Here is a 20,354-nt window from a genome sequence, read left to right as displayed (position 1 = left end):
CCGTAGTTCACCTCGCCGCGGCTCTCCGGCAGGGCCTTGCCCATCTCCATCGTCATGAGCAGCGCGAGGTCGTCGGTGCGCTCGATGACCTTCTCCCACGCCGACCGCAGGATGATCGACCGCTGCCGGGGTGCGGTGGCCGCCCATTCCTCCTGGACCGCCGCGGCGGAGTCCAGTGCGCGCATCGCGTCCTTGCCACCCGCATCCGCGACGTCGGCGATGAGGGTTCCCGTTGCCGGGTCGTACACCGGGAAGGTGCCGCCGTCGATCGGGTCGGTCTGGGCGCCGTCGATCCACAGACCGGTGGGCAGGGTGGCGCGGAGCCGTTCGAAATCAGTCATCGGAGTCCTCGTGGTGGGGATGGTGGTGATCGCACGCCTCCGGGGTGGGGGCGACGTCGAGGGCGGGGTTGCGGTCGAAGAATCCGGCCGGCTTCAGCCAGAAGGACACGGTGTCCGCAGGCATGATCGGCCAGTCCTCCGGCCGCGGAATGTGGTGGATCCCGAACGTGTACCAGAGCACCACGTCGGTGTTCTCGATCGGGCGGTCGGCCGCGGTCCAGGCGGGAAGTCCGTGATCGACCTTGCTCTGGTTCACGAATTCGCCGGCGGGCCAGCGTTCGTCGGGGGAGTTGGGCGTCACCCAGACGGTGTGGCCGATCGCGCCGGTGCGCTGGAAGATCGGTGACGCCGGGTCGAACATCGACGGGATCGCGCCGCCGGGAACGAGTTTGTAGGCGGGGGCGGTGCCGAGTCCGGTGGTCGTGTTGTCGTTGACGACTTTCCACGCGCGCTGGCTCTGCCAGTCGAAGTCCTGCCTGCCCTCGTGTTCGGTGCGCAGCGGGGTGTTCTTCTGGCGTAGCGCGAGCCCGAGGGGATTGTCCGGGCCCATCGGCACGATCTCGGTCTCGGTCGCGTACACCGTGTTCTCGGTGCCGTCGATGTCGAGATCGAGCCGCGCGACCAGGAAGTGCTGGTGGAACGGCGCGTACGTGCGGGTGTCGACCAGGGTGCCGCTCGGGTGCTCACCGCCTTCGGGGAAGTGGCTGACCACCATGATCCCGGTGGCACGGACCTCGCACTCGATGTTGCCGTCCTGGTAGAACCGCCAGTAGACGAGGTATTCGTAATTCGCGACCGTCACGTGCGTCGACACCGTCAGCCGCCGCATGCGGCGCACCTCGGAGCCGTCGTGGTCGACGTGCTTCCAGAGGACGGCGTTGTCCTCCTCGTGGATACAGATCGCGTTCTCGATCGTGAACGGCACACCGTGGCTGTCGTGGAGGACGGCGTCGAGGTACCGGATCTCGCCGAGGCAGTCGCAGCCCAGGGTGAGTGAGGTGGTCATGAACCCGATGCCCCACTCGCCGATGTCGAAGGCGGTGCGGCGGTAGTGATCGGTGCTGGTGTCGCGGTACGGCACCGCCATCTCCGCGAACGACATCCGGTTCGCGATCGAACGCACCCGGCCGTTGTCGTTGTAGGTCACCGCGTGCAGGGTCATGCCCTCGCGGTAGTTGAACCCCACCCGCAGCGACCAGTTCTGCCATTCGAGTTTGTTGCCCTCGAGTGTGAACGACGGTCCCTCCGGCTGGACGATGTCCAACGGCCTCAACGGCGGGCGCGTGCTCGCGTTCCGGATCCGTTCCGGAATGTGCCGGGGCACGTACTCGCCCATGACCTCGGGGCGTTCGACGCTGAACGTGTCCTCGATCTCGAGCAGTTCCATCTTGTTGACGTCGATCACACAGTGGAAACCGTTGACCGGCCCCGCATACGGGTTGGTGCCCTCGGACGCCCGCACCCAGGTGTCCGACCAGCCGAGCCGGCGGCCCTTGTACTTCTCCGGGGTCACCACGTCGCCGTACGTCCACACGTCCATGAACACCAGGCTCATGTCCGTGACCCCGCGCTTCGCGAGCGCCGCGATCACGTCGGGGTGCCCGCGGAGGAAGGCGTCCGCCTCTTCCCATTCGTCGACCGTGAAATTCGCCTGGACGTCCGGGATGTGCTGCCAGGAGACCACGTTGTCTCCGGTCAGCGAGACGAGCGCCTTGTAGGTGTCTCCGCTGCCGCGGTCGAAGCACACGACGATCGCCCGGCGGTCCGGGACGGTGCCCGACGCGTCGAACGCCGACACCGCCGCCTTGTCCGGCTCGGCGAGTTCGATCGACGCGAACCGCCAGCCGTCCCCGACCCCGTGTTCCCGGGCGAGGACGGCCGCGGCCTTCGCGAATTCGTCCGCCCCCAACGGGTCCAGAGGATGGAACGTGCCGGTGGTCGTCCGGGTCATGATGTCTCCTCTGGTCGATGGGTGGGCGGTTCGTGCTCGTGCGCCTTTTCGGTCGTGGTGGCTACCGAAAAGGCGCACGGGTCAGACGAGCGAGCGCACGATCTGCTCGATCACGGTCAGGGCGTCGTCGAGCAGGTCGTCGCCGATCACCAGCGGCGGAAGCAGCCGGATGACGTTTCCGTACGTACCGCATGTCAGCAGAATGACACCTTGTTCGAGCGCACGGGCGGCAATCGCCTTCGTCAGTTCCGCATCCGGCTCGGTCGTGCCGGGCTTGACGAACTCCATCGCGAGCATCGCGCCGCGTCCACGCACCTCACCGATGACCCCGACCTCGGCGGCGAGGGCCTGCAGCCGCGGCAGGGCCAGGTCGCCGATGTGCTGTGCGCGAGCGGGCAGGTCGAACTTCCGCATGCTGTCGATCGCGGCGAGCGCGGCGGCACACGCGACGGGGTTGCCGCCGTACGTGCCACCCAGTCCGCCGGGGTGCACCTTGTCGAGGAGTTCGGCGCGGCCCGTGATCGCGGACAGCGGCATGCCGCCGGCCATGCCCTTGGCCATCGTGATGATGTCCGGGACGATCTCCTCGTGCTCGCACGCGAACCAGGCGCCGGTGCGGGAGAATCCGGTCTGTACCTCGTCGGCGATGAACACGACGCCGTTGGCGCGGGCCCAGTTCACCAGGGTGGGGAGGAATCCCTCGGCGGGAACGATGAATCCGCCCTCGCCCTGGATCGGCTCGATGATGATCGCCGCGAGCGAATCGGCGCCGATCTGCTTCTCCATCTGGCTGATGGCGCGCTGAGCGGCCTGCTCGCCGGTCAGTCCGTCCTGGTCCCGGTACGGGTAGGACATCGGGAGCCGGTACACCTCGGGCGCGAACGGGCCGAAGTGGGCCTTGTAGGGCATCGACTTGGCGGTGAGGGCCATCGTCAGGTTCGTGCGACCGTGGTAGGCGTGGTCGAATGCGACGACGGCGTCGCGGCCGGTGGCGAGGCGGGCAACCTTGATGGCGTTCTCCACCGCCTCGGCGCCCGAGTTGAACAGGACGGTGCGCTTCTCGTGGTCGCCGGGGGTGAGGGCGGCGAGTTCCTCCGCCACGCGGACGTAGCCCTCGTACGGGGTGACCATGAAACAGGTGTGGGTGAAATGCCCGACCTGCTCGCGGACCGCCTCGGCGACGGCCGGATCGGACGCGCCCACGCTGGTGACGGCGATGCCCGAGCCGAGGTCGATCAGCGAGTTGCCGTCGACGTCGACGACCACACCACCGTCGGCATCCGCCGCGTACACGGGGACGCTGGAGCCGACGCCCGCGGCCACGGTGGCGCGGCGACGTGCGGTGAGGGCCGCCGACTTCGGGCCGGGGAGCTCGGTGACCAGGGCGCGCTTCTGCGGCAGCCGGTACTGGATGTCGTTCATGATGGTGCAGTCCTCAGGGTCGTGACGTGGATGGGATGGGTGGGAGCGACGTCAGTCGTTGGAACTCATGACGTGCTTGATGCGGGTGTAGTCCTCGACGCCGTAGCCGGAGAGGTCCTTGCCGTATCCGGAGTACTTGAAGCCGCCGTGCGGCATCTCGGCGACCAGCGGGATGTGGCAGTTGATCCAGACGGCACCGAAATCGAGTGCGGCCGAGAGCCGTTGCGTGACGCCGTGGTCGTTGGTCCACACGCTCGACGCCAGGCCGTACCGGACGTCGTTGGCGAGGGTGACGGCCTCCTTCTCGTCGGAGAAGCTCTGCACGGTGAGGATGGGACCGAACGTCTCCTCCTGCACGATGTCGTCGCGCTGGTCGACGCCGGTGATCACGGTGGGTTCGAAGAAGAATCCCTGCTCTCCCGAACGCTTTCCGCCGGTGACGATCTTGGCGGAGGTGGGGAGCGCGGCGATCTTGGAACTGACCGCGTCGAAGTGGTTGACGTTGTTGAGCGGGCCGTAGAACGTGTCCGGGTCGTCCGGCAGGCCGGGCTTGAGGGTCTCGGCCTTGCGGACGAGGGCGTCGACGAGCTGGTCGTGGATGGACTCGTGGACGAGGACGCGGGTGGCGGCGGTGCAGTCCTGGCCGCCGTTGAAGAAGGCGGCCTCGGCGATGCCGCTCGCGGTCTTCTCGATGTCGACGTCGCCGAAGACGATCGCGGGGGCCTTGCCGCCGAGCTCGAGGTGGGCGCGCTTGAGCTGGCGTGCGGCGGAGACGGCGACGGCGATGCCCGCCCGCACGGATCCGGTGATCGACACCAGGCCGAGGGCCGGGTTCTCCACGAGGGTGGCGCCGGTCTCGCCGTTGCCGAGGACGACGTTGAAGACGCCGTCCGGCAGGATCCCCTTGGTCAGCCGGGCCAGGACGAGCGTGCTGTTCGGGGTGGTGTCGCTCGGCTTGAGCACGATCGTGTTGCCCGCCGCGAGCGCGGGACCGATCTTCCACAGGGCCATCATGAACGGGTAGTTCCACGGGGTGACCTGACCGACCACGCCGATCGGCTCGCGGCGCACGTAGGAGGTGAAGCCGTCCATGTACTCGCCGGCGGCCTTGCCTTCGAGCATGCGGGCGGCGCCCGCGAAGAAGCGGAGCTGGTCGGCGCCCACCTTGATCTCTTCGTCGGCGATGACCTGCTTCGGCTGCCCGGTGTTGCGGCACTCGGCCTCGACGAGTTCGTCGCTGTGCGCCTCGATCGCGTCGGCGAGCTTCAGCAACGCGGCCTGCCGCACGCTCGGAGTGGTCTTGCCCCACGAGACGAACGCCCGCTCGGCGGCCTCGACGGCCGCGTCGACGTCGGCCTTGGTGGAGACGGGCGCCCGCCCGACGACGCTCTCGTCTACAGGGTTGATCAAGTCCAGCGTTTCCGTCGCGGATGAGGCGACGAACTCACCGTTGATGTAGTTCTCGAGTACGTCGATCGACATCGGTACCGGTTCCTCTCGTGGGGTCGAAACTCGTGGTCCGCGGCGGGCCGTCGGTGGAACGGTCCGACCGGGGCCCGGAGTTGCAGAACATCTGAAAACAAGTGTGCGCTGTCTCACAAGCCAGAGGCAGCTGACAAAATGGTGAAAGACGCGCCCCCCGCCGCGCCGAGTTGTCCAATCCGGACGTCATCCGTGCGAACAGGTGTGCCCGGCTGCGCCGGAACCGGCGAACGGCACGTCCGCGGGGACGCTCGCGACGGTGGCGTCGTGCACGACCTCGCCGCCGACCAGAGTGAGATCGGCCCGCTGGTCCAGCAGTTCTCCGGGTTCGAGCGCGTACAGGTCCGCCGACCAGACGACCAGGTCGGCGTGGGCACCGGGACGGATCACGCCGAGGTCGTCCTCGGCGTGCCAGGCCCACGCGCCGCCGCGGGTGTACGCCCGCAACGCCGAATCCAGGTCCATCCGTTCACGCGGGGTCCAGTCGGCGCGGCCGTCCAGACCCGAGCGGGTGAGGGCGGAGTACAGGCCGACGAGCGGATCCATCTCCCCGACCTGCCAGTCGCTGGAGAACGCCAGCACCGCGCCGGACTCGGCGAGCGAACGGAACCGCCACGCCCGGTCCCACCGGTCCTCGCCGACGTTCTCCATCCACGTCCCCGCGACGAGGTCGGGCGAGCAGTGCCGCGGCTGCATCGCCGCGACGACGCCGAGTTCCCGGAACCGGGGAAGGTCCTCGGGATGCAGGCACTCGACGTGGACGATGCCGTGCCGCCGGTCGGTGGTGCGGTTCACGCGGGCGGCGTGCTCGATGGAGTCGAGCGCGAGGCGGATGCCCCAGTCGCCGGTCGCGTGCGTGTGCGTCTGGAAGCCGAGGCGGTCGAGTTCGGTGAGCATCGCGGTGAACTCCTGCGGTGGGAGGCTCGGCGCGCCGCGGTGTCCCGGCCGGTTCGCGTAGTCGGCGAGCATGGCGGCGGTGTGCGGCTCGATCACGTCGTCGGCGTACAACTTCACCGGCCCGAGCCGCAGCATGTCGTCGACCGGCGCGCCGTCGACGGCCTCCCGCAGGTCCCGGCGGAACGCGGCGTCGGCGCCGACCGGGTGGAACAGGGCGGTGATCACCCGCGAGTGCATCCGCCCCTCGGCGCGCGCCCGGTACATCAGGTCGAGTTCGGCCAGCGGGACCTGCGGTTCGACGACGGTGGTGATGCCGCTCGCGGTCGCCATCTCCAGGCTGGACGTGATGCGCCGGTACCGGCGGTCGGGGGAGTACATCGGGATGTCGCGCTGCAGCCCGGCCAGACCGGCCCGCGTCATCGCGCTGGTGTAGAAGTCCGTGACCCAGCCGGTGGGTGCGCCGTGGCCGTCGAATTCCGGCCGGCCCCAGGGGATCTGCGTGCCGCGGTCGATCCCGAGCTTCCGCAGCGCGGCCTCGTTCAGCCACACCGAGTGCTGGTCGTAGGTGGTGATGAAGACCGGGCGGTCGGTGAGGCCGCGGAGGTCGCCGGCGTTCGGCCTGCGCCCGGTCACCACGGAGTAGACGGCGTTCTCGGCGCAGATCCAGTCGAGGTCGGGGCGGGCGGCCGCGTGCGCGCCGATCCGCCGCCGGACCTCCGTGAGGTCGTGTGCGCCTTCGAGGCTCACCGCGTCGGGGTCGAATCCGAGGAGCAGATGGTTGTGGCTGTCGATGATGCCGGGGGTGACCAGCCGGCCGCGCAGGTCGATGGTCCGCCGGGCAGGCGGGGCGTCCTCGGTGGTCCCGACGTATCGGATCCGGCCGTCCGCGATGCCGACGGCCTCGGCCCGGCCGGGAGCGTCGAACGTGCGGACGACGCCGTTGTTCAGCAGCAGGTCGAGCATCAGCAGGTCTCCTCGGGGGCGGCGTCGAGCAGCAGCAGGTGGGTGTTCTTGCGCGGTCGCAGGTACAGGGCGAAGTAGACGAAGCCGGCGGCGACGAGCCCGAGGGAGATGCCGAGGCTGAGCCACTGCTCCGGGTCGAGCAGGGTGACGACGAAGACGAGACCGAGTGCGGCGATGCAGATTCCCGGGGCCAGCGGCCACAACGGCATCCGGTAGCCGGGTCGGGCGGTGCCGCCGCGGCGGTGGTTGATCGCGGCCAGCGCGATGAACAGGTAGGTGAACGTCAGGGTCGACCCGGTGGCGGTGAGCAGGACGTCCAGCGGGACGAAGCACGCGGCGAACGCGATGGCGCCCATCACGACGGTGGCGAGCACGGGGACGCGGCCCTTGGCGCTGACGGCCTGCAGCGGCGCCGCGACGGTCCCGGGGAGGGCGCGATCGCGAGCGGCGGCGTAGAGGAGCCTGCCGGCCTGCAGCGTGATCGCGATGATCGCGTTGATCACGGCGAGGGCGATCGAGAGCATGACCACCATGGCGACGGCGTGACCGGCGCGTTCGGTGAGGAAGGCCTCGACGGGGAGGCTGGAACCGAAAAGTTCGGTCTGCGAGCGGGCGCCGACCATGATGGCGATCAGCGGGACGAGTTCGGTGGCGACGGTGATGACGGCGCTCCAGATCACGGCCTTCGCGATCGAGCGGGCGGCATTCTTGGTCTCCTCGGCGAAGTACACGGCGCCGCCGTACCCGTTGTACGCGAAGATGCCCTGGGTGACGGCCAGCATCAGTCCGGAGATCGCCAGCGGTGCGAGCTGGCCGGTGGCCGGGTCGAGGACCTCCGGGCTGAGCAGGCTCGACAGCGGCCGTTCCATGTGGACGAAACCCAGGACGGTGAGCAGGACCAGCGCCGCCATCTCGACACCCAGGAAGACCCCGGTGAGCCACGCGTTCGTCCGGATGTCGAAACACGCGGTCACGGTGGTGATCACGACCACGACCAGGGCGGTCTGCTGCGGCGACAGTCCGTGGATCGCGACGCCCAGATAGTCGGCGACGCCGAGGGCGAAGACCGCGATGATCAGCGGCAGGGAGATGAGGCTGATGAAGAACGTGGCGACGCCGAAGGCCGGTCCGAGTGCCCGCGACACCAGCGAATAGTCGCCGCCGGCAACGGGATACGCGGAGGCGAGTTCGGCGTAGCAGAAGGCGATGAGGATGCTGACGACGCCGGCGATGAGGAACGCCCAGAAGACGCCGGTGCCGAACAGGGCGAGGGCCGAGCCGCCGAGGATGAAGACGCTCGACGCCGGTGAGATCGACGACAGGGTGATCAGGATGTTCCCGCCGACGCCGATGCTCCGCGAGAGCGAGGCCTCGTAGGCGCCCGCGGCGGCGGGGGGAGTGGCGGTGGGCGGCCGGGCGGTCTGGTCCATGAGCTGTCCGTTCGGGGAGGTGAGGGGGTCGAATAGTTTTTTGACACATCCGTCAAACAACTGGGCCGAGTGTCACAGATCACGTCGGCTACTGTCAACGGCATGGCGCGACCGAACACTCAGAAGCAGCGGCGTTCCGAACTCATCGAGGCCACGCTGCAGGCCGGATCCGTGCACGGACTGCGGTCCCTGTCCCTGACCGACGTGGCGAAGCGGGCGGGCCTGACGCGCGGTGCGCTGCTCTACTATTTCGACGACCTGGATGCGCTTCTCGTCGAGGCGCACCGGGCGGGCACCGAACGCTACTGCGATCAGCGCGACGAGGCGGTGGCCGCCCAGGCGTCGTACGCCGCCAAGCTGAGGACGGCCGTCGACGCGGGGCTGCCGAGCGGGCCCGACGACACCCTGATGCGGCTGCTCTACGAATTCGACTTCATGTCGGGCACTTCGGCGCTGCACGACGAACTGGTCCGGAAGATGTATCTGCGGCAACTCGCGACGTACCGCGCGATCCTCGGCGACGGGCACGCGTCGGGGGAGTTCGCCGTGCGCGGTGACATCGACCAGGCGGCAATGAATCTGGTGGCCCTCGAAGACGCGTACGGTCTGCACATCGTCGGCGGAAACAGTCTCATCACCGTCGATGCCGCGCGCACGGCGATGCTGGGGTTCTGTGAGCAGATCGGCTGCGGCGTCACGGAAGACGCCGCAGCCGAACGGGACTGAGCGGGTCGGCTACCTCGGGTGGCTGCCTGCCACCTCCGCCTCGTGGCGCACCGAGCCGGCCACCACGGTGAGCTGCACCCGCGCGGTGAGGAGGGAATCGGCGCCGGCGGTGAACGGATCCCCGTCGAGGACCACGAAGTCGGCGGCCTTGCCCGCGACGAGTTGACCGGTGAGGTCGTCCCAGCGGCACGAGTAGGCGGCGTCGCGGGTGGCGTGCGCGAGCGCGTCCGCCATCGGCAGTGCGTACTCGGGCAGGTTGGGCGCGAGCGCCGGATCGATCGCGGACTTGCGCGTCGTCGCGATGTACATGTTGGGCAGCGGGGGATGCGGTGCGGTGGGGGCGTCGGAGCCCAGCGCGAGGACAGCGCCCGCCGCCGTCATCTCGGGCCACGGGAACGCCCGCTCGACCCGATGGTCGCCCAGCATCGCCCGCCAGTTCTCCTGGATCGCCGGGTCGGCGTGCACCGGCTGCATCGAGGCGACGACTCCTAGCCGGGCGAGCCGCTGCACGTTGTCCTCCGTGATCGTCTCCAGGTGCTCCATCCGGTGCCGTCGCGGGCGAATCCCGTTGGTGGCGACGGCGTGTTCGAGCGCGTCGAGCGCGATCTCCGACGCCTCGTCACCGATGGCGTGCATCGCCACCTGGAGTCCGGCGGCGTCGGCCGCAGCGACGACCGGTGCCAGCGCGGCGAGGTCCCAGATCGGTTCGGCGTTCGTGCCGTCCGAGTACGGCTCTTTCATGGCGGCGGTGCAGCTGTCGATGACACCGTCGATGATGACCTTGATCCCGGCCATCCGCAGCCAGGGGCCCTGCAGGCGCTGCTGGTACTCCGCCGCCTCGTGCACCTGGCGGACGTTGTCCTCTTCCGAATCGGTTCGTTCGATCAGCCAGTGCCCGGCCACCCGCAGCGGAAGCGTGCCGCCGCCTGCGGCCAGTGCGCGTTCGAGCGCGGCGACCTCGTCCGCGCCGAGCGCCATGTCGACCGCACCGGTGACGCCGTCGGCGAGATACTGCTCGAAGGCGGCCGCGAGCGCGGTGTCCCGTTCGTCGTTGCTGATCACCTTCGCGAGGGCGGGCCACACGATCTGGGTCACCGCCGTCTCGAACAGCATGCCGGTGGCCTCGCCGGTGACGGGATCGCGCTCGATCCGGCCGCCGATCGGGTCCGGGGTGTCCGCGTCGATGCCGAGTTCGCGCAGCGCGGCGGTGTTCACCCACGCCGAGTGCACGTCGTTGGAATCGAGGTAGACGGGTCGGTCGGCTTCGGCGGCGTCGATCATCTGACGCGTCGGCGGGTGCCCGTCGAGTGCGGAGAACAGCCAGCTGCGGCCGAGGAGCCGGGGTGCGTCCGGGTTCTCGGCGGCGAACCGGCGGATGCGGTCCTGGATGTCGGTCAGGTCGGCGGCGCTCTGCAGGTCCACCTTCTGCAGGGCCTGTCCCATCATCAGCAGGTGGGTGTGGGCGTCGATGAAGCCGGGCAGGACGAATGCCCCGCCGAGGTCGACGACGCGGGCGTCGCCGGACAGCGTGTCGGCGGTCGCGGTGTCGCCGACGTACGTGAGGCGGTCGCCCCGGACGATCATCGACTCGGCCCAGGCCGGTTCGGCGGCGGTGAAGATCCGGCCGCCGCGGTAGTGGGTCGTGTCCGTGTTCATGATGTTCTCTCTTTCCGTCAGACGACGACCGAGGTGGTGTACCGGGCAGCGGGATCCTGTCCGGGTAACGCGGAGGCCTGCTCGGTGCGCGTCGACAGGCGGGCGATCCAGACGATCGGCACGAGCAGGGCGAGGCTGATGCCCGCCAGGACGAAGCCGAACGCGACGTACCCGACGGCGCCGGTCACGAGCGTGCCGAAGAGCGGGGCGAACGCCGACCCCACCAGATATGTGCCCAGGAGCGGGGCGGACCAGCGGCCGGACGAGTCCAGCGCGGCGGCGATGGCCACCACGTAGATGAAGGCCGCGGCGTACACCGTGTTCCAGGCGATGATGAGCACCAGATACGTCGTCGAATCGGTGGCCAGGCACGAGCCCAGTTTCAGGGCGGCGCCGAATCCGAGGAGGACGGCGGTGGGGACGGTGCGGCCGAGGCGCGAACCGAGCGCGGTGAGGACGAGGGCGGCGGCGATGCCGCCCGCGGTGGACAGGCTGAGCGCCAGACCCATCTGCTGTTCGGTCAGGGAGGCGTGTTCGGCGCCCATGATGCCGGACACCGCCCACAGCGAGTCCTCGCCGATCGCCCAGATCGCGAAGAGTACGAGCAGGGAGAAGCCGGCGACGGCCAGTTTCTTCTCGGTGACGCCCTCGGGCAACGGGGTTCGGGTGTGCGCCGCGCTCGGCTCGTCCTCGTCGACGGCGGGGGCGGACGGCAGCCAGGCGATCGTGAACACCGTCGCCAGCGCCAGCACCGCGACGATCCCGAACGCATTGGTCATGTGCAGGCCGAGGATCGGGATGAGCGCGAGAACCCCGGTGACCGCGGTGCGGTTGACGAGACCGTTGATCCCGGACACCCGGTTCGGATTGTTCAGCGCGGCCAGGGCGGCCCCGCCGACCGCGACCGCGCCGCCGGCGCCGATCCCGCCGACGATGATGGCGGCGCACGCGATCGGCGCGGAGTGGACGAGGGCGGCGACGCCGAAACCGGTGGCCATCACGACGAGGCTGACGCGGCCGAGCAGGTGGCGTGAGCGGCCGGCCGCCCATCGGGTGGTCGCGAGGCAGACGAGCGCGGTGGCCAGCAGTGAACCGGTGAGGACGGCGCCGGCGACGGTCTGGGTGACGCCGAGGTCGTCGACCATCGCGATGATCATGAGCGGGATGAGATTGGCCGTGATGTAGCCGACGACGAAGACGCTGAAGGTGGCGATACCGCGGCCGAGGGTCAGGGGGACGCGGACGGCGGCGGTCACGTGGGATTCCTGGGGTGGGTCAACGACAACTCCGGGTCTCGGGTGGCGGCCCGCGTGAGACGTGGGTCACTTAGCGAATGGGATTCGTTAAGTATGCGGAGGGTGCGTCCCGCGCGCAAGGGGGCAAACGAACTTGATTCGTTAATGTTGCGTTTCGGCGGTGTTCGAGGTCGGCGTCTGACACAATGGAGTAGTCGTCCGTGCTCAGCTGGCCAACTTGTCCAGCGCTATCCCCATTCCGACCGGTCAGGGTGACACGGACCCGACCGCACACTGCGCAGGAGCCGACATGACCGTTCCCGTTCGCTGGATGTTGTCCCAGCCGGACCTGGCTCTCGAACTGAAGGGTGGCGCCGCCGGTCTCGGCAACGAGATCACGTTCGCCCACGCCACCGAATTGCAGGACCCCGTCCGCTGGCTCTCCGGCGGCGAATTGCTCCTCACCACCGGTATCCGGCTTCCGCTGACGGCCGCCGACCGGGCGCGGTACCTGCGCGGACTCGGCGAGGCCGGCGTGGCGGCGGTCGGGTTCGGCACCGGACTCTCCCATCCCGAGGTGCCCGAGGACCTGGTGGTCGTCGCCGACGAGATCGGACTGCCGCTGCTCGAGATACCGCTGCCCACGCCGTTCGCGGCGGTGGTCAAGAGGGTCATGAACCGTCTGGCAGAGCAGGAGTACGAGGCGGTGCTGCGCGCGTCCCGGGCGCAACCGCGGATGACCCGCGCCGTCATCCAGGGCGGCACCGGCGCCACCGTCCGCGAACTCGCCGTCGCCACGTCGTCCACCGTCCTGCTCCTCGACCTGTCCGGCCGGGTGCTGGAGGCGCATCCGGCGCAGCCCGCGGAGGACGTGCTCGGGGAACTGCGGGACGTGCTGGAGGCGGGCACCGGCGGGGCGTCGAGCAGCGTGTCGCTCGCGCGCTCGGGCGCGTCGATCACGGTGCAGCAGATCAGCGTCGGCAGCACCCCGCACGGCCACCTCGCCGTGATCAGTCCCATCGCGCTCAGTCACGTGGACCAGATCCTGCTCGGTCACGCGAACTCGTTGCTCGCGTTGGATTTCGAGAAGCCGGTGCGACTCAGGACGGCACAGAACCGGCTCAATTCGCACGCCCTCGGCCTGCTGCTCACCGAGGACCGCGACCTCGCGCCCGCGTGGTCGCAGATCCGGCACGCCGCGGACGCGGACGGCATGATCCGCGGACTCACGGTCGTGGCCGAGACGCCCGCGCTCGCGGAACGGGCCGAGTCGGCGGTCGCGGTGGCCATGAACAAGGCCGGACGGCAACTGTTCTCACGCAGGCACGATGCGCGGGTCACCGTCCTGCTGCGGGGAACCGACGACGTCGACTTCGCGCGGGCGATGCTGCGCAGTCTGTCCGCCCCGGAGCGGAAGGCGATCCGGGCCGGGCTGAGCGGGCGGCGGGAGATCGCCGGTCTCGTGGCGGCCATCGAACAGTCCCAACTCGCCGCGTCGGCCGCCGAGGCGGGGGCGGATCCGCTGGAATTCGCGGCGCTGACCGGCAGCGCGCTGCTCGCGTTCAGTTCGACGCGGGAGGTGCTGAACTCGCTGGCGGACACGATGATCTCGCCGATCGACGACTACGACCGCAGCAACGGCACCGAATTGCTGGGGTCGCTGCGGGCGTTCCTCGAGGCGAACGGGCACTGGGAGTCGGCGGCGGCGGTGATGGGCGTGCACCGGCACACCCTGCGCAGCCGCATGGCGCGGATCGAATCGCTGATCGACTGCCGGCTGGACGTGGCGCGCGTGCGCGCCGAACTGCTGCTCGCGATCATCGCCCGGCAGTCGTGACTGCCGGGCGATGACCGGACGGGATTACTTTCCGAGGCGGGCGACGATGTCCGCGGCGGTGCGCTGACCCATCCGGACGGCGCCGTCCACGTGCTGGTAGCCCTCGGCGGCGATGTCCGAGCAGGAGAAGTGGAACGGTCCGACCGGCGTCCGCGTGTCCTTGCCGTACCGGTGCAGCCCACCGAGGTCGAAGCTCGCGGCGTACGCGCCCCGGGTCCATTCCTCGGAGCCCCAGTCGGACTCGTAGTACACCACCGGCTCGGCGGCCTTCGGCCCGAGGTAGCGGGCGAGGGAGCCGAGGATGGTGGCGCGGCGCTCTTCCTCGCTCAGTGCGAACATCGCGTCGGCCTTCTCGTCCGACACGAACGCGACGAGGGTGCCGCGGGTGTCCTCGTGGTTGGTGTTGTCGTACACCTCCTGCACGACCTCGGAGGCGCCGAATCCGGTGCCGGACAGGCCGTCCGCACGCCAGAACGGGGTCTCGTACACGGCGTGCACCTTGATGACGAGTCCCAGCGACTGGTGCTGGTGCATCTGGTGCTGGCGGCGCGGCAGCGGCGGGTCGTACGAGATGCGGGAGTACAGGTTCGGCGGGACGGCGAGGATCACGCGGGACGCTTCCACGCGAATGTCCCCGTCCGCCAGCACGACTGCGCCGTCCTCGCTCCACCGGACGGTACGCACGGGGGCGTTCAGGAAGACGTCGTCGCCGAGGGCGGCCGCCATCCGGATCGACACCTGCTGCATGCCGCCGATGACCCGCTTGTCGAGGATGAAGTCCTCGTCCACCAGGTGCGAGAACGATCCGGCGGACGCGGCCATCAGCACCGCCTGCAGCGCGGAGAACGAGTGCGCGGGCTTGGTCAGCATGCCGCCGGCGATGAACAGGCCGATGTTGTCGCGAGCCTCGGCGTCGTCGGACTGCTCGATCAGCCAGTGCTTGAACGAGATCGTGTCCAGTTCACGGGCCAGCGGATGCGCCCACGGCTCCTCGGCCCCGATCTGCGCGGCGAGATCGTCGAGGATCTGGACCAGGCGGTCCATCTCCTTGCGGGTGGTCTCGTCGACGGGGAACGACTCACCGGTGTAGCGGGTGCGGTCGCCCGCGGCCGAGATGTAGACGGATTCGCCCTCGCGGTACCGGTCGAACGTCTCCAGGCCGAGTTCGTCGAGCAGCGAGATCAGCGCCGTCTGATCGGGGGAGACCCACTGACCGCCGATCTCCAGCATCGCGCCGTCGATGGTGTCGGTCCAGGTGCGGCCTCCGACGCGGTCGCGCGCCTCCAGGACGGCGACGGACAACCCCGCCTTACGCAGCGCCGTCGCTGCGGCCAGGCCGGACGGGCCTGCGCCGACGATGGCGACATCACGTTGGAGAGTAGGCACTTTCGAGCTCCTTTGGTTGAAGTGCTGATCGGTTCGTGAAAGGTGGTTCGGGTTCAGCAGCGGGTCAGCGCGAGCGACAGTTCGGCGTCGATGACGCAGATGCTCGAGTTGTCCACGCGGTCGAGGCTGCGCAGTTCGCCGAGCATCTGTGCCAGGCGGTCCGCGGCGGTGGTGTGTTCGGTGAGCCAGTGGGCGACGGCGTCGGCGGCGGTCGTCGCGGGCGAGGCGCCGCGCAGGACGAGCCCGATCAGGCCGTGCCAGTGCTCCTGGAGGTTGTCGACGAGGACGGCTCCCGCCATCGCCTCCCAGTAGGTGGTCCCGGTCTCGCCGACGGAGAACCGTTCCGACAGCCAGTCGAGGCCCACCACGCGGCCGAACTCGCGGTACGCCTCGGCCACCTGGGTGATCGGCACGTCCAGCGACTGCGCGGTGGTCTCCAGGGCGAAGGCCTGCGCCAGGATCCGCAGCGTGCCCAGGTCCTGGGCCGGTGCGCCGGTGAGGCGGGGCAGCGCGGCCGCGAGTTCCTGGACCGGCTTCGCGAAACGCTCGATCAACTCCTGCGCATCCGTGCCCGTGGTGCGGTGCCGCAGCAGCCACGACGTGGTGCGCTCGATCAGGTCCTGGATGCCGAAGTGCAGGTTCAGCCGGGTCCGGTGCGACGCGCCGGGCAGCGTGAGGACCTCGTTCCACAGCCGGTCGATGTCGAACACCTGCCGCACCACCGCGTACGCGACGGTGATCTCGGGGGTGCCGACGCCGAGCCGCTCCTCCAGTCGGTGGATCAGGCCCGGTCCGACGCGGTCGATCATGTCGCCCGCCACGATGACGGCCACGATCTCCCTGGCGAGCCGGTGACCGCTGATCTGACGGGGGACGCGTTCGCGGATGGGGGCCGGGAAGTAGTCGGCGAGCACACCGTCGAACACCGCGAAGTCGAGCACGGGGGAGGCGAGCAGTTCGGTGACGACGAGGTTCTTCGACTGCGCGAGCAGAACGGCGATCTCCGGCCGCACCAGTCCCTGGCCCGCGCGGTGGCGCGCCGACAGTTCCGCCGCCGACGGCAGGACCTCCGCCGCCCGGCTGATCCCGGCGTCCCGCTCGAGGTTCTCGATCAGCCGCTCGTGGCGTCCGAGCAGGAACGGGGCGTGGACCTCGGCGAGGCTGATGGCGAGGGTCTGGGAGGCGGCGTCGGCGAGCACCGATTCGCCGATCTCGTCCTGAACCCGGGCGAGCAGCGTGTTCCGTTCCGCCGCGGGGAGTTCGCCCGCCGCGACGGCGGCGTCCAACGCGACCTTCAGGTTCACCTCCCGATCCGACGTCGCGACGCCGGTGGCGTTGTCGATGAAGTCGGCGTTGATCCGGCCGCCGTTCAGCGCGTACTCGATGCGGGCGCGCTGGGTGAGACCGAGATTGCCGCCCTCGCCGATCATCGCGGCGCGCACGTCGCTCGCCTCCACCCGGACGGCGTCGTTGGCCGGGTCGGCGGCGTCCGCGTGGACTTCGGCAGACGCCTTCACGTACGTGCCGATTCCGCCGTTCCACAACAGGTCCACGTCCGCGGTGAGCAGGGCCTTCACCACCTCGTGCGGGGGGAGTTCGGTCGCGGTCACGCCGAGACGTTCACGCACCTGCGGCGACAGCGGGATCTTCTTCGCCGTCCGCGGCCACACACCGCCACCCGCCGAGACGAGGCTGCGGTCGTAATCGTCCCAGCTGCTGCCGGGCACCGCTGCGAGGCGCTCGCGCTCGCGGTAGGACGCCTCCGAATCGGGTTCGGGATCGAGGAAGATGTGCCGGTGGTCGAACGCGCCGACCAACCGGATGGCACGGCTGAGCAGCATGCCGTTGCCGAACACGTCCCCGGACATGTCGCCGATGCCGACCACGGTGAACGCGTCCGTGTCGACGTTCTTGCCCATCTCCGCGAAATGCCTGCGCACCGACACCCATCCGCCGCGCGCCGTGATGCCCATCGCCTTGTGGTCGTAGCCGGCGGACCCGCCGGACGCGAACGCGTCACCCAGCCAGAACCCGCGTCGCGTCGCGATGCTGTTGGCCAGATCCGAGAACCGGGCCGTGCCCTTGTCGGCCGCCACCACCAGATACGGGTCGGACTCGTCGTAGATCACCGTGTCGCGGGGATGCACGATCTCGCCGTCGACGATGTCGTCGGTGACGTCGAGCAGTCCGTCGATGAAACTCGTGTACGCCGCGCGGACCGCGTCCGGGGTCGTCTCGGTGCGCACCACGAACGCGCCCTTCGCGCCCATCGGGACGATCAGCGAGTTCTTCACGTGCTGCGTCTTCATCAGACCCAGGACCTCGGTGCGGAAGTCGTCCTTGCGGTCCGACCAGCGCAGGCCGCCGCGGGACACCGGGCCGCTGCGGACGTGGCTGCCCTCGACGATCGGCGAGTGCACGAAGATCTCACGGTACGGCGTCACGACCGCGGACAGTGACAACAGCGACGGGTCGATCTTGAAGGCCGCGGGGGCGGCGCTGATCGTGCGGTCGTGGCGGAACCAGTTGGTGCGCAACACCGCCGAGGTGAACGACAGCAGTCCGCGGAGCAGCCGGTCCTCGTCCATCGTCGCGGTCCGGTCGATCGCGGCGAGCAGCACCCGCTCGGCGTCCGTCGCGGCGCTCTCACGATCGGAGCCGGCGAGGGCGGGATCGAAGCGGGCGGTGAACAGGTTGCGGAATCCGCGCACGAAATCGCTGTGCCGCAACAGGATCGCGACGATGTTGGGTTCCGACAGCCCCAGTCCCACCTGACGGAGGTACCGGCACGCCGCCCGGACCAGGACGGCATCCGTCCACGTCAGGTTCGCGGCGGCGACGAGGCGGGTGAAACCGTCGACCTCCAGATGTCCGGCGGCCGCGGCCTCGAACGCGTCGGAGAGCAGTCCGGGAGTTGCGGCATCCCAGGCGAAGTCGCCGGTGCTGAAGTCGAAACGGTGGACCAGCGGGCCGCCGGGCTCGCCTTCGGGCAGCTGTTCGTGGGACGCCACCTGCAACCCGAGGTCGGCGAACAACGCGACCAGTTCCGCGAGCAGCGGGGTGCCCTGCGGCCACACCATGACGGCGGCCGGCTCGGGCTGTGCGTCCGCGGAGTCGACGAAACGCAGCCGCGGGGTGGTACCTCCGGACGCCAGGACCGCGCTCGACACGGCGGCCTCGTCCGGGCGTGGACGGGGTGTGTCGGTCGTGCTCGGAATGACACCGGTATAGCTCATCGTGTGGCTCCTGACCCCTGATCTGACAAACGCGTGACTGGGAACCAGTGTGTCGATGAGAGACGCACGCCACATCCGACGAAGTGGAGCGTCGTGTGTCGGTGGACGCGACGTTTCGGCACCCGTGAGTACTTGTTAACCGCCGGCGGTTAAGAAGTACTCACAGCTCGCCACGTCGACACCGCCGCGGTGCCGAGGAGACCGCCGGTGATCACGAAGATCGACGACGTCCCCGCGACGCCTGCCGCGGCGCCCGCGGCCAGCGGAATCAGCACCTGCCCGAGTCGGTTGCCGGTCAGCCGCAGCGACAACGCGGCGGCCCGGTTGGCGGCGGTGACGAGCCCGGCCACCCACGTCATGGTCAGGGGTTGGCCGATGCCCCAGAAGAATCCGGCGACGACGAGCAGCAGCGCCATCACAGCGGGGTGGGGGACGAACGGCAGCAGGGCGGTGGGCAGCGCCGAGCACAGCGTCGCGGAGACCAGCAGTTTCGACCGCGGCACCCAAGTGAGCAGCCACGGCAGGAAGGCGCGCGACACGATCGACGCCGCGGTGCGCGCGGTCAGCAGCAACGTCACCAGGAGAACGCTGAAACCGAACTCGTGCCCGAGGACGGGGAGGTACGCGACGACGACGTCGACCGACGCCAGCACGATCAGGCTGCTGAACACGGCCGGTCGCATCCCCGTCGTCGAGATCATGCTGAACACGGACTGACGGTCGCCGGGCGTCGGTGGTCCCGCCGGCTGCGGGCGTTCGCGAATCGGCCAGGCGAACGGGACCGCGGCCAGCGCCACCACACCCATCACCGTCAACGCCAGGGTGGTCTCGACGACGCCGCCGTCCGAGCTTCCGGCCGCGATCACGCCGACCAGCGGTACCCCGACGGCCTGGCCGATCGAAACGCCCAGCGTCAATCCGGCGAAACCGCGGTCCAGTTCACCCGGTGGGGAGAGGAGCGTGATGAACCCCTGCCCGGCGACGGTCACGAGGATCTGCCCGAACCCGAGGATCACGTTCCCGAGTCCGAGGACGATCAGGTCGCCGCTGACGGCGATCACCAGGACGCCGAGGGAAGTCAGCAGCACACCCGTCCGCAGAACCGCGGCCGCATGCCGGCGGTCCACGGCGCGTCCGATCCGGACAGCCACGAGCAGCGGCGCCAGCGAGAACAGCGCGGTGACGACGCCGATCGTCACGGCGTCGCCGCCGAGAGCGAGGACGCGGTAGGAGACGAGAACGCGGACAGCGTGATAGACGGCCTGGAGGAGAGCAGTGGCGATGCAGACGTTGAGGAACCAGTGCTTCACCAGGTCAACCGTTGATCACCTGACGATTTCCGAGCGGCCCCTGCAACTGGACCTCGAGGGTGCCGAACACGGCGACGAGGATGCACATCTTGTCGGCCGCCTCCGGGAGCGTGCCGGTGCGCAGCGAGATCGTGACGGTGGTGTCGGTCTCGGTGACCGTCGCGTCGGCGCCGTAACACTCCGGGGTTCCGGTGACGAAGTGGATCGCCACCTTGTTTCCGTCCGCGCGGGACCACGACTCGAACGGGGTCGGATTCGCCCGGACGATGTCGGGACGCGGTTCGAAGACGGTGCCGAAGTCCTCCCCGGGCACTTCGGAGGGAATGGGCATCCCCGACGACGGATTAGTCGGGCTGGGATCCACTGCGGATGCGATCTCCGGGGGAATCGTCGGTTCGTCGGTGCTCGAACCGGACCCGCATCCGGCGACGGCGAGGCAGGCCAGCACTGCGAGGGCGATTACGCGCATAAGCCACGGTAAC

14 protein-coding genes are annotated in these 20,354 nt (G+C 69.5%); 2 read left to right on the top strand and 12 right to left on the bottom strand.

Annotation, left to right across the window (positions count from 1 at the left end; genetic code table 11):
- From AC1DWT_RS31795 to AC1DWT_RS31770, 6 genes are all read right to left on the bottom strand, one after another.
- Positions 1-341, bottom strand: a 341-nt coding sequence (locus AC1DWT_RS31795; RefSeq protein ID WP_477923707.1) for an aldehyde dehydrogenase family protein, incomplete at its 3' end; no start/stop codon positions are given.
- Entirely contained in the window at positions 334-2,292 is a 1,959-nt protein-coding gene (locus tag AC1DWT_RS31790) for a primary-amine oxidase (RefSeq protein ID WP_477923704.1), read from the bottom strand. The genes AC1DWT_RS31795 and AC1DWT_RS31790, both read right to left, overlap by 8 nt.
- Before the next feature lie 81 nt (positions 2,293-2,373).
- Positions 2,374-3,714, bottom strand: a complete 1,341-nt coding sequence (gene gabT / locus AC1DWT_RS31785; protein ID WP_072937308.1) for a 4-aminobutyrate--2-oxoglutarate transaminase — start codon at positions 3,712-3,714, stop codon at positions 2,374-2,376.
- A gap of 51 nt (positions 3,715-3,765) precedes the next feature.
- A complete protein-coding gene (locus AC1DWT_RS31780) occupies positions 3,766-5,196 on the bottom strand; it encodes a gamma-aminobutyraldehyde dehydrogenase (RefSeq protein WP_072937307.1) in 1,431 nt (476 codons plus the stop codon).
- Between the two features lie 186 nt (positions 5,197-5,382).
- Positions 5,383-7,056 carry an amidohydrolase gene (locus AC1DWT_RS31775; protein WP_095861243.1) on the bottom strand — a complete coding sequence of 558 codons (1,674 nt, stop codon included), beginning with the start codon at positions 7,054-7,056 and terminating at the stop codon, positions 5,383-5,385.
- Entirely contained in the window at positions 7,056-8,486 is a 1,431-nt protein-coding gene (locus tag AC1DWT_RS31770) for an APC family permease (RefSeq protein WP_477923701.1), read from the bottom strand. The genes AC1DWT_RS31775 and AC1DWT_RS31770 overlap by 1 nt, the downstream gene beginning before the upstream one ends.
- Positions 8,487-8,588: 102 nt before the next feature.
- Between AC1DWT_RS31770 and AC1DWT_RS31765 the strand changes: the two genes are divergently transcribed.
- Positions 8,589-9,212 (top strand): TetR/AcrR family transcriptional regulator, encoded by a 624-nt coding sequence (locus AC1DWT_RS31765; protein WP_174705441.1) that lies wholly within the window; start codon positions 8,589-8,591, stop codon positions 9,210-9,212.
- Positions 9,213-9,221: 9 nt separating this feature from the next.
- Here the strand turns inward: AC1DWT_RS31765 and AC1DWT_RS31760 are convergent, their stop codons facing one another.
- Both AC1DWT_RS31760 and AC1DWT_RS31755 read right to left on the bottom strand, forming a co-directional pair.
- Complete coding sequence (locus tag AC1DWT_RS31760; RefSeq protein WP_072937303.1) at positions 9,222-10,868, bottom strand: amidohydrolase; 1,647 nt, start codon at positions 10,866-10,868, stop codon at positions 9,222-9,224.
- A gap of 17 nt (positions 10,869-10,885) precedes the next feature.
- Positions 10,886-12,124 carry an MFS transporter gene (locus tag AC1DWT_RS31755; protein ID WP_378679319.1) on the bottom strand — a complete coding sequence of 413 codons (1,239 nt, stop codon included), beginning with the start codon at positions 12,122-12,124 and terminating at the stop codon, positions 10,886-10,888.
- A 289-nt stretch (positions 12,125-12,413) separates the two neighbouring features.
- Between AC1DWT_RS31755 and AC1DWT_RS31750 the strand changes: the two genes are divergently transcribed.
- Positions 12,414-13,940 carry a PucR family transcriptional regulator gene (locus AC1DWT_RS31750; RefSeq protein ID WP_477923697.1) on the top strand — a complete coding sequence of 509 codons (1,527 nt, stop codon included), beginning with the start codon at positions 12,414-12,416 and terminating at the stop codon, positions 13,938-13,940.
- A gap of 24 nt (positions 13,941-13,964) precedes the next feature.
- On the opposite strand, the gene AC1DWT_RS31745 is transcribed toward AC1DWT_RS31750, so the two are convergent.
- The 4 genes from AC1DWT_RS31745 to AC1DWT_RS31730 form a co-directional block, all read right to left on the bottom strand.
- A complete protein-coding gene (locus AC1DWT_RS31745) occupies positions 13,965-15,326 on the bottom strand; it encodes a flavin monoamine oxidase family protein (protein ID WP_378679313.1) in 1,362 nt (453 codons plus the stop codon).
- A gap of 53 nt (positions 15,327-15,379) precedes the next feature.
- Positions 15,380-18,562: an NAD-glutamate dehydrogenase domain-containing protein gene (locus AC1DWT_RS31740; protein ID WP_477923696.1), complete on the bottom strand. Its 3,183-nt coding sequence runs from the start codon at positions 18,560-18,562 to the stop codon at positions 15,380-15,382.
- Positions 18,563-18,711: 149 nt separating this feature from the next.
- On the bottom strand, positions 18,712-19,875 hold the full coding sequence (locus tag AC1DWT_RS31735) for an MFS transporter (protein WP_072937299.1): 1,164 nt from the start codon (positions 19,873-19,875) through the stop codon (positions 18,712-18,714).
- Position 19,876: 1 nt separating this feature from the next.
- A complete protein-coding gene (locus AC1DWT_RS31730) occupies positions 19,877-20,341 on the bottom strand; it encodes a hypothetical protein (protein ID WP_072937298.1) in 465 nt (154 codons plus the stop codon).
- Between the last annotated feature and the right edge of the window lie 13 nt (positions 20,342-20,354).

Source organism: Rhodococcus sp. P4_B6, assembly GCF_056402215.1.
The sequence above is the reverse complement of the archived record's forward strand: the minus strand, read 5'-3'. Positions and strand labels throughout refer to the sequence as shown.

What these genes read in the sequence shown, in the direction of transcription:
- AC1DWT_RS31790 (WP_477923704.1), bottom strand. Translation starts at nt 2,292, where the DNA reads ATGACCCGGACGACCACCGGCACGTTCCATCCTCTGGACCCGTTGGGG.
- gabT (WP_072937308.1), bottom strand. Translation starts at nt 3,714, where the DNA reads ATGAACGACATCCAGTACCGGCTGCCGCAGAAGCGCGCCCTGGTCACC.
- AC1DWT_RS31780 (WP_072937307.1), bottom strand. Translation starts at nt 5,196, where the DNA reads ATGTCGATCGACGTACTCGAGAACTACATCAACGGTGAGTTCGTCGCC.
- AC1DWT_RS31775 (WP_095861243.1), bottom strand. Translation starts at nt 7,056, where the DNA reads ATGCTCGACCTGCTGCTGAACAACGGCGTCGTCCGCACGTTCGACGCT.
- AC1DWT_RS31770 (WP_477923701.1), bottom strand. Translation starts at nt 8,486, where the DNA reads ATGGACCAGACCGCCCGGCCGCCCACCGCCACTCCCCCCGCCGCCGCG.
- AC1DWT_RS31765 (WP_174705441.1), top strand. Translation starts at nt 8,589, where the DNA reads ATGGCGCGACCGAACACTCAGAAGCAGCGGCGTTCCGAACTCATCGAG.
- AC1DWT_RS31760 (WP_072937303.1), bottom strand. Translation starts at nt 10,868, where the DNA reads ATGAACACGGACACGACCCACTACCGCGGCGGCCGGATCTTCACCGCC.
- AC1DWT_RS31750 (WP_477923697.1), top strand. Translation starts at nt 12,414, where the DNA reads ATGACCGTTCCCGTTCGCTGGATGTTGTCCCAGCCGGACCTGGCTCTC.
- AC1DWT_RS31740 (WP_477923696.1), bottom strand. Translation starts at nt 18,562, where the DNA reads ATGAGCTATACCGGTGTCATTCCGAGCACGACCGACACACCCCGTCCA.
- AC1DWT_RS31730 (WP_072937298.1), bottom strand. Translation starts at nt 20,341, where the DNA reads ATGCGCGTAATCGCCCTCGCAGTGCTGGCCTGCCTCGCCGTCGCCGGA.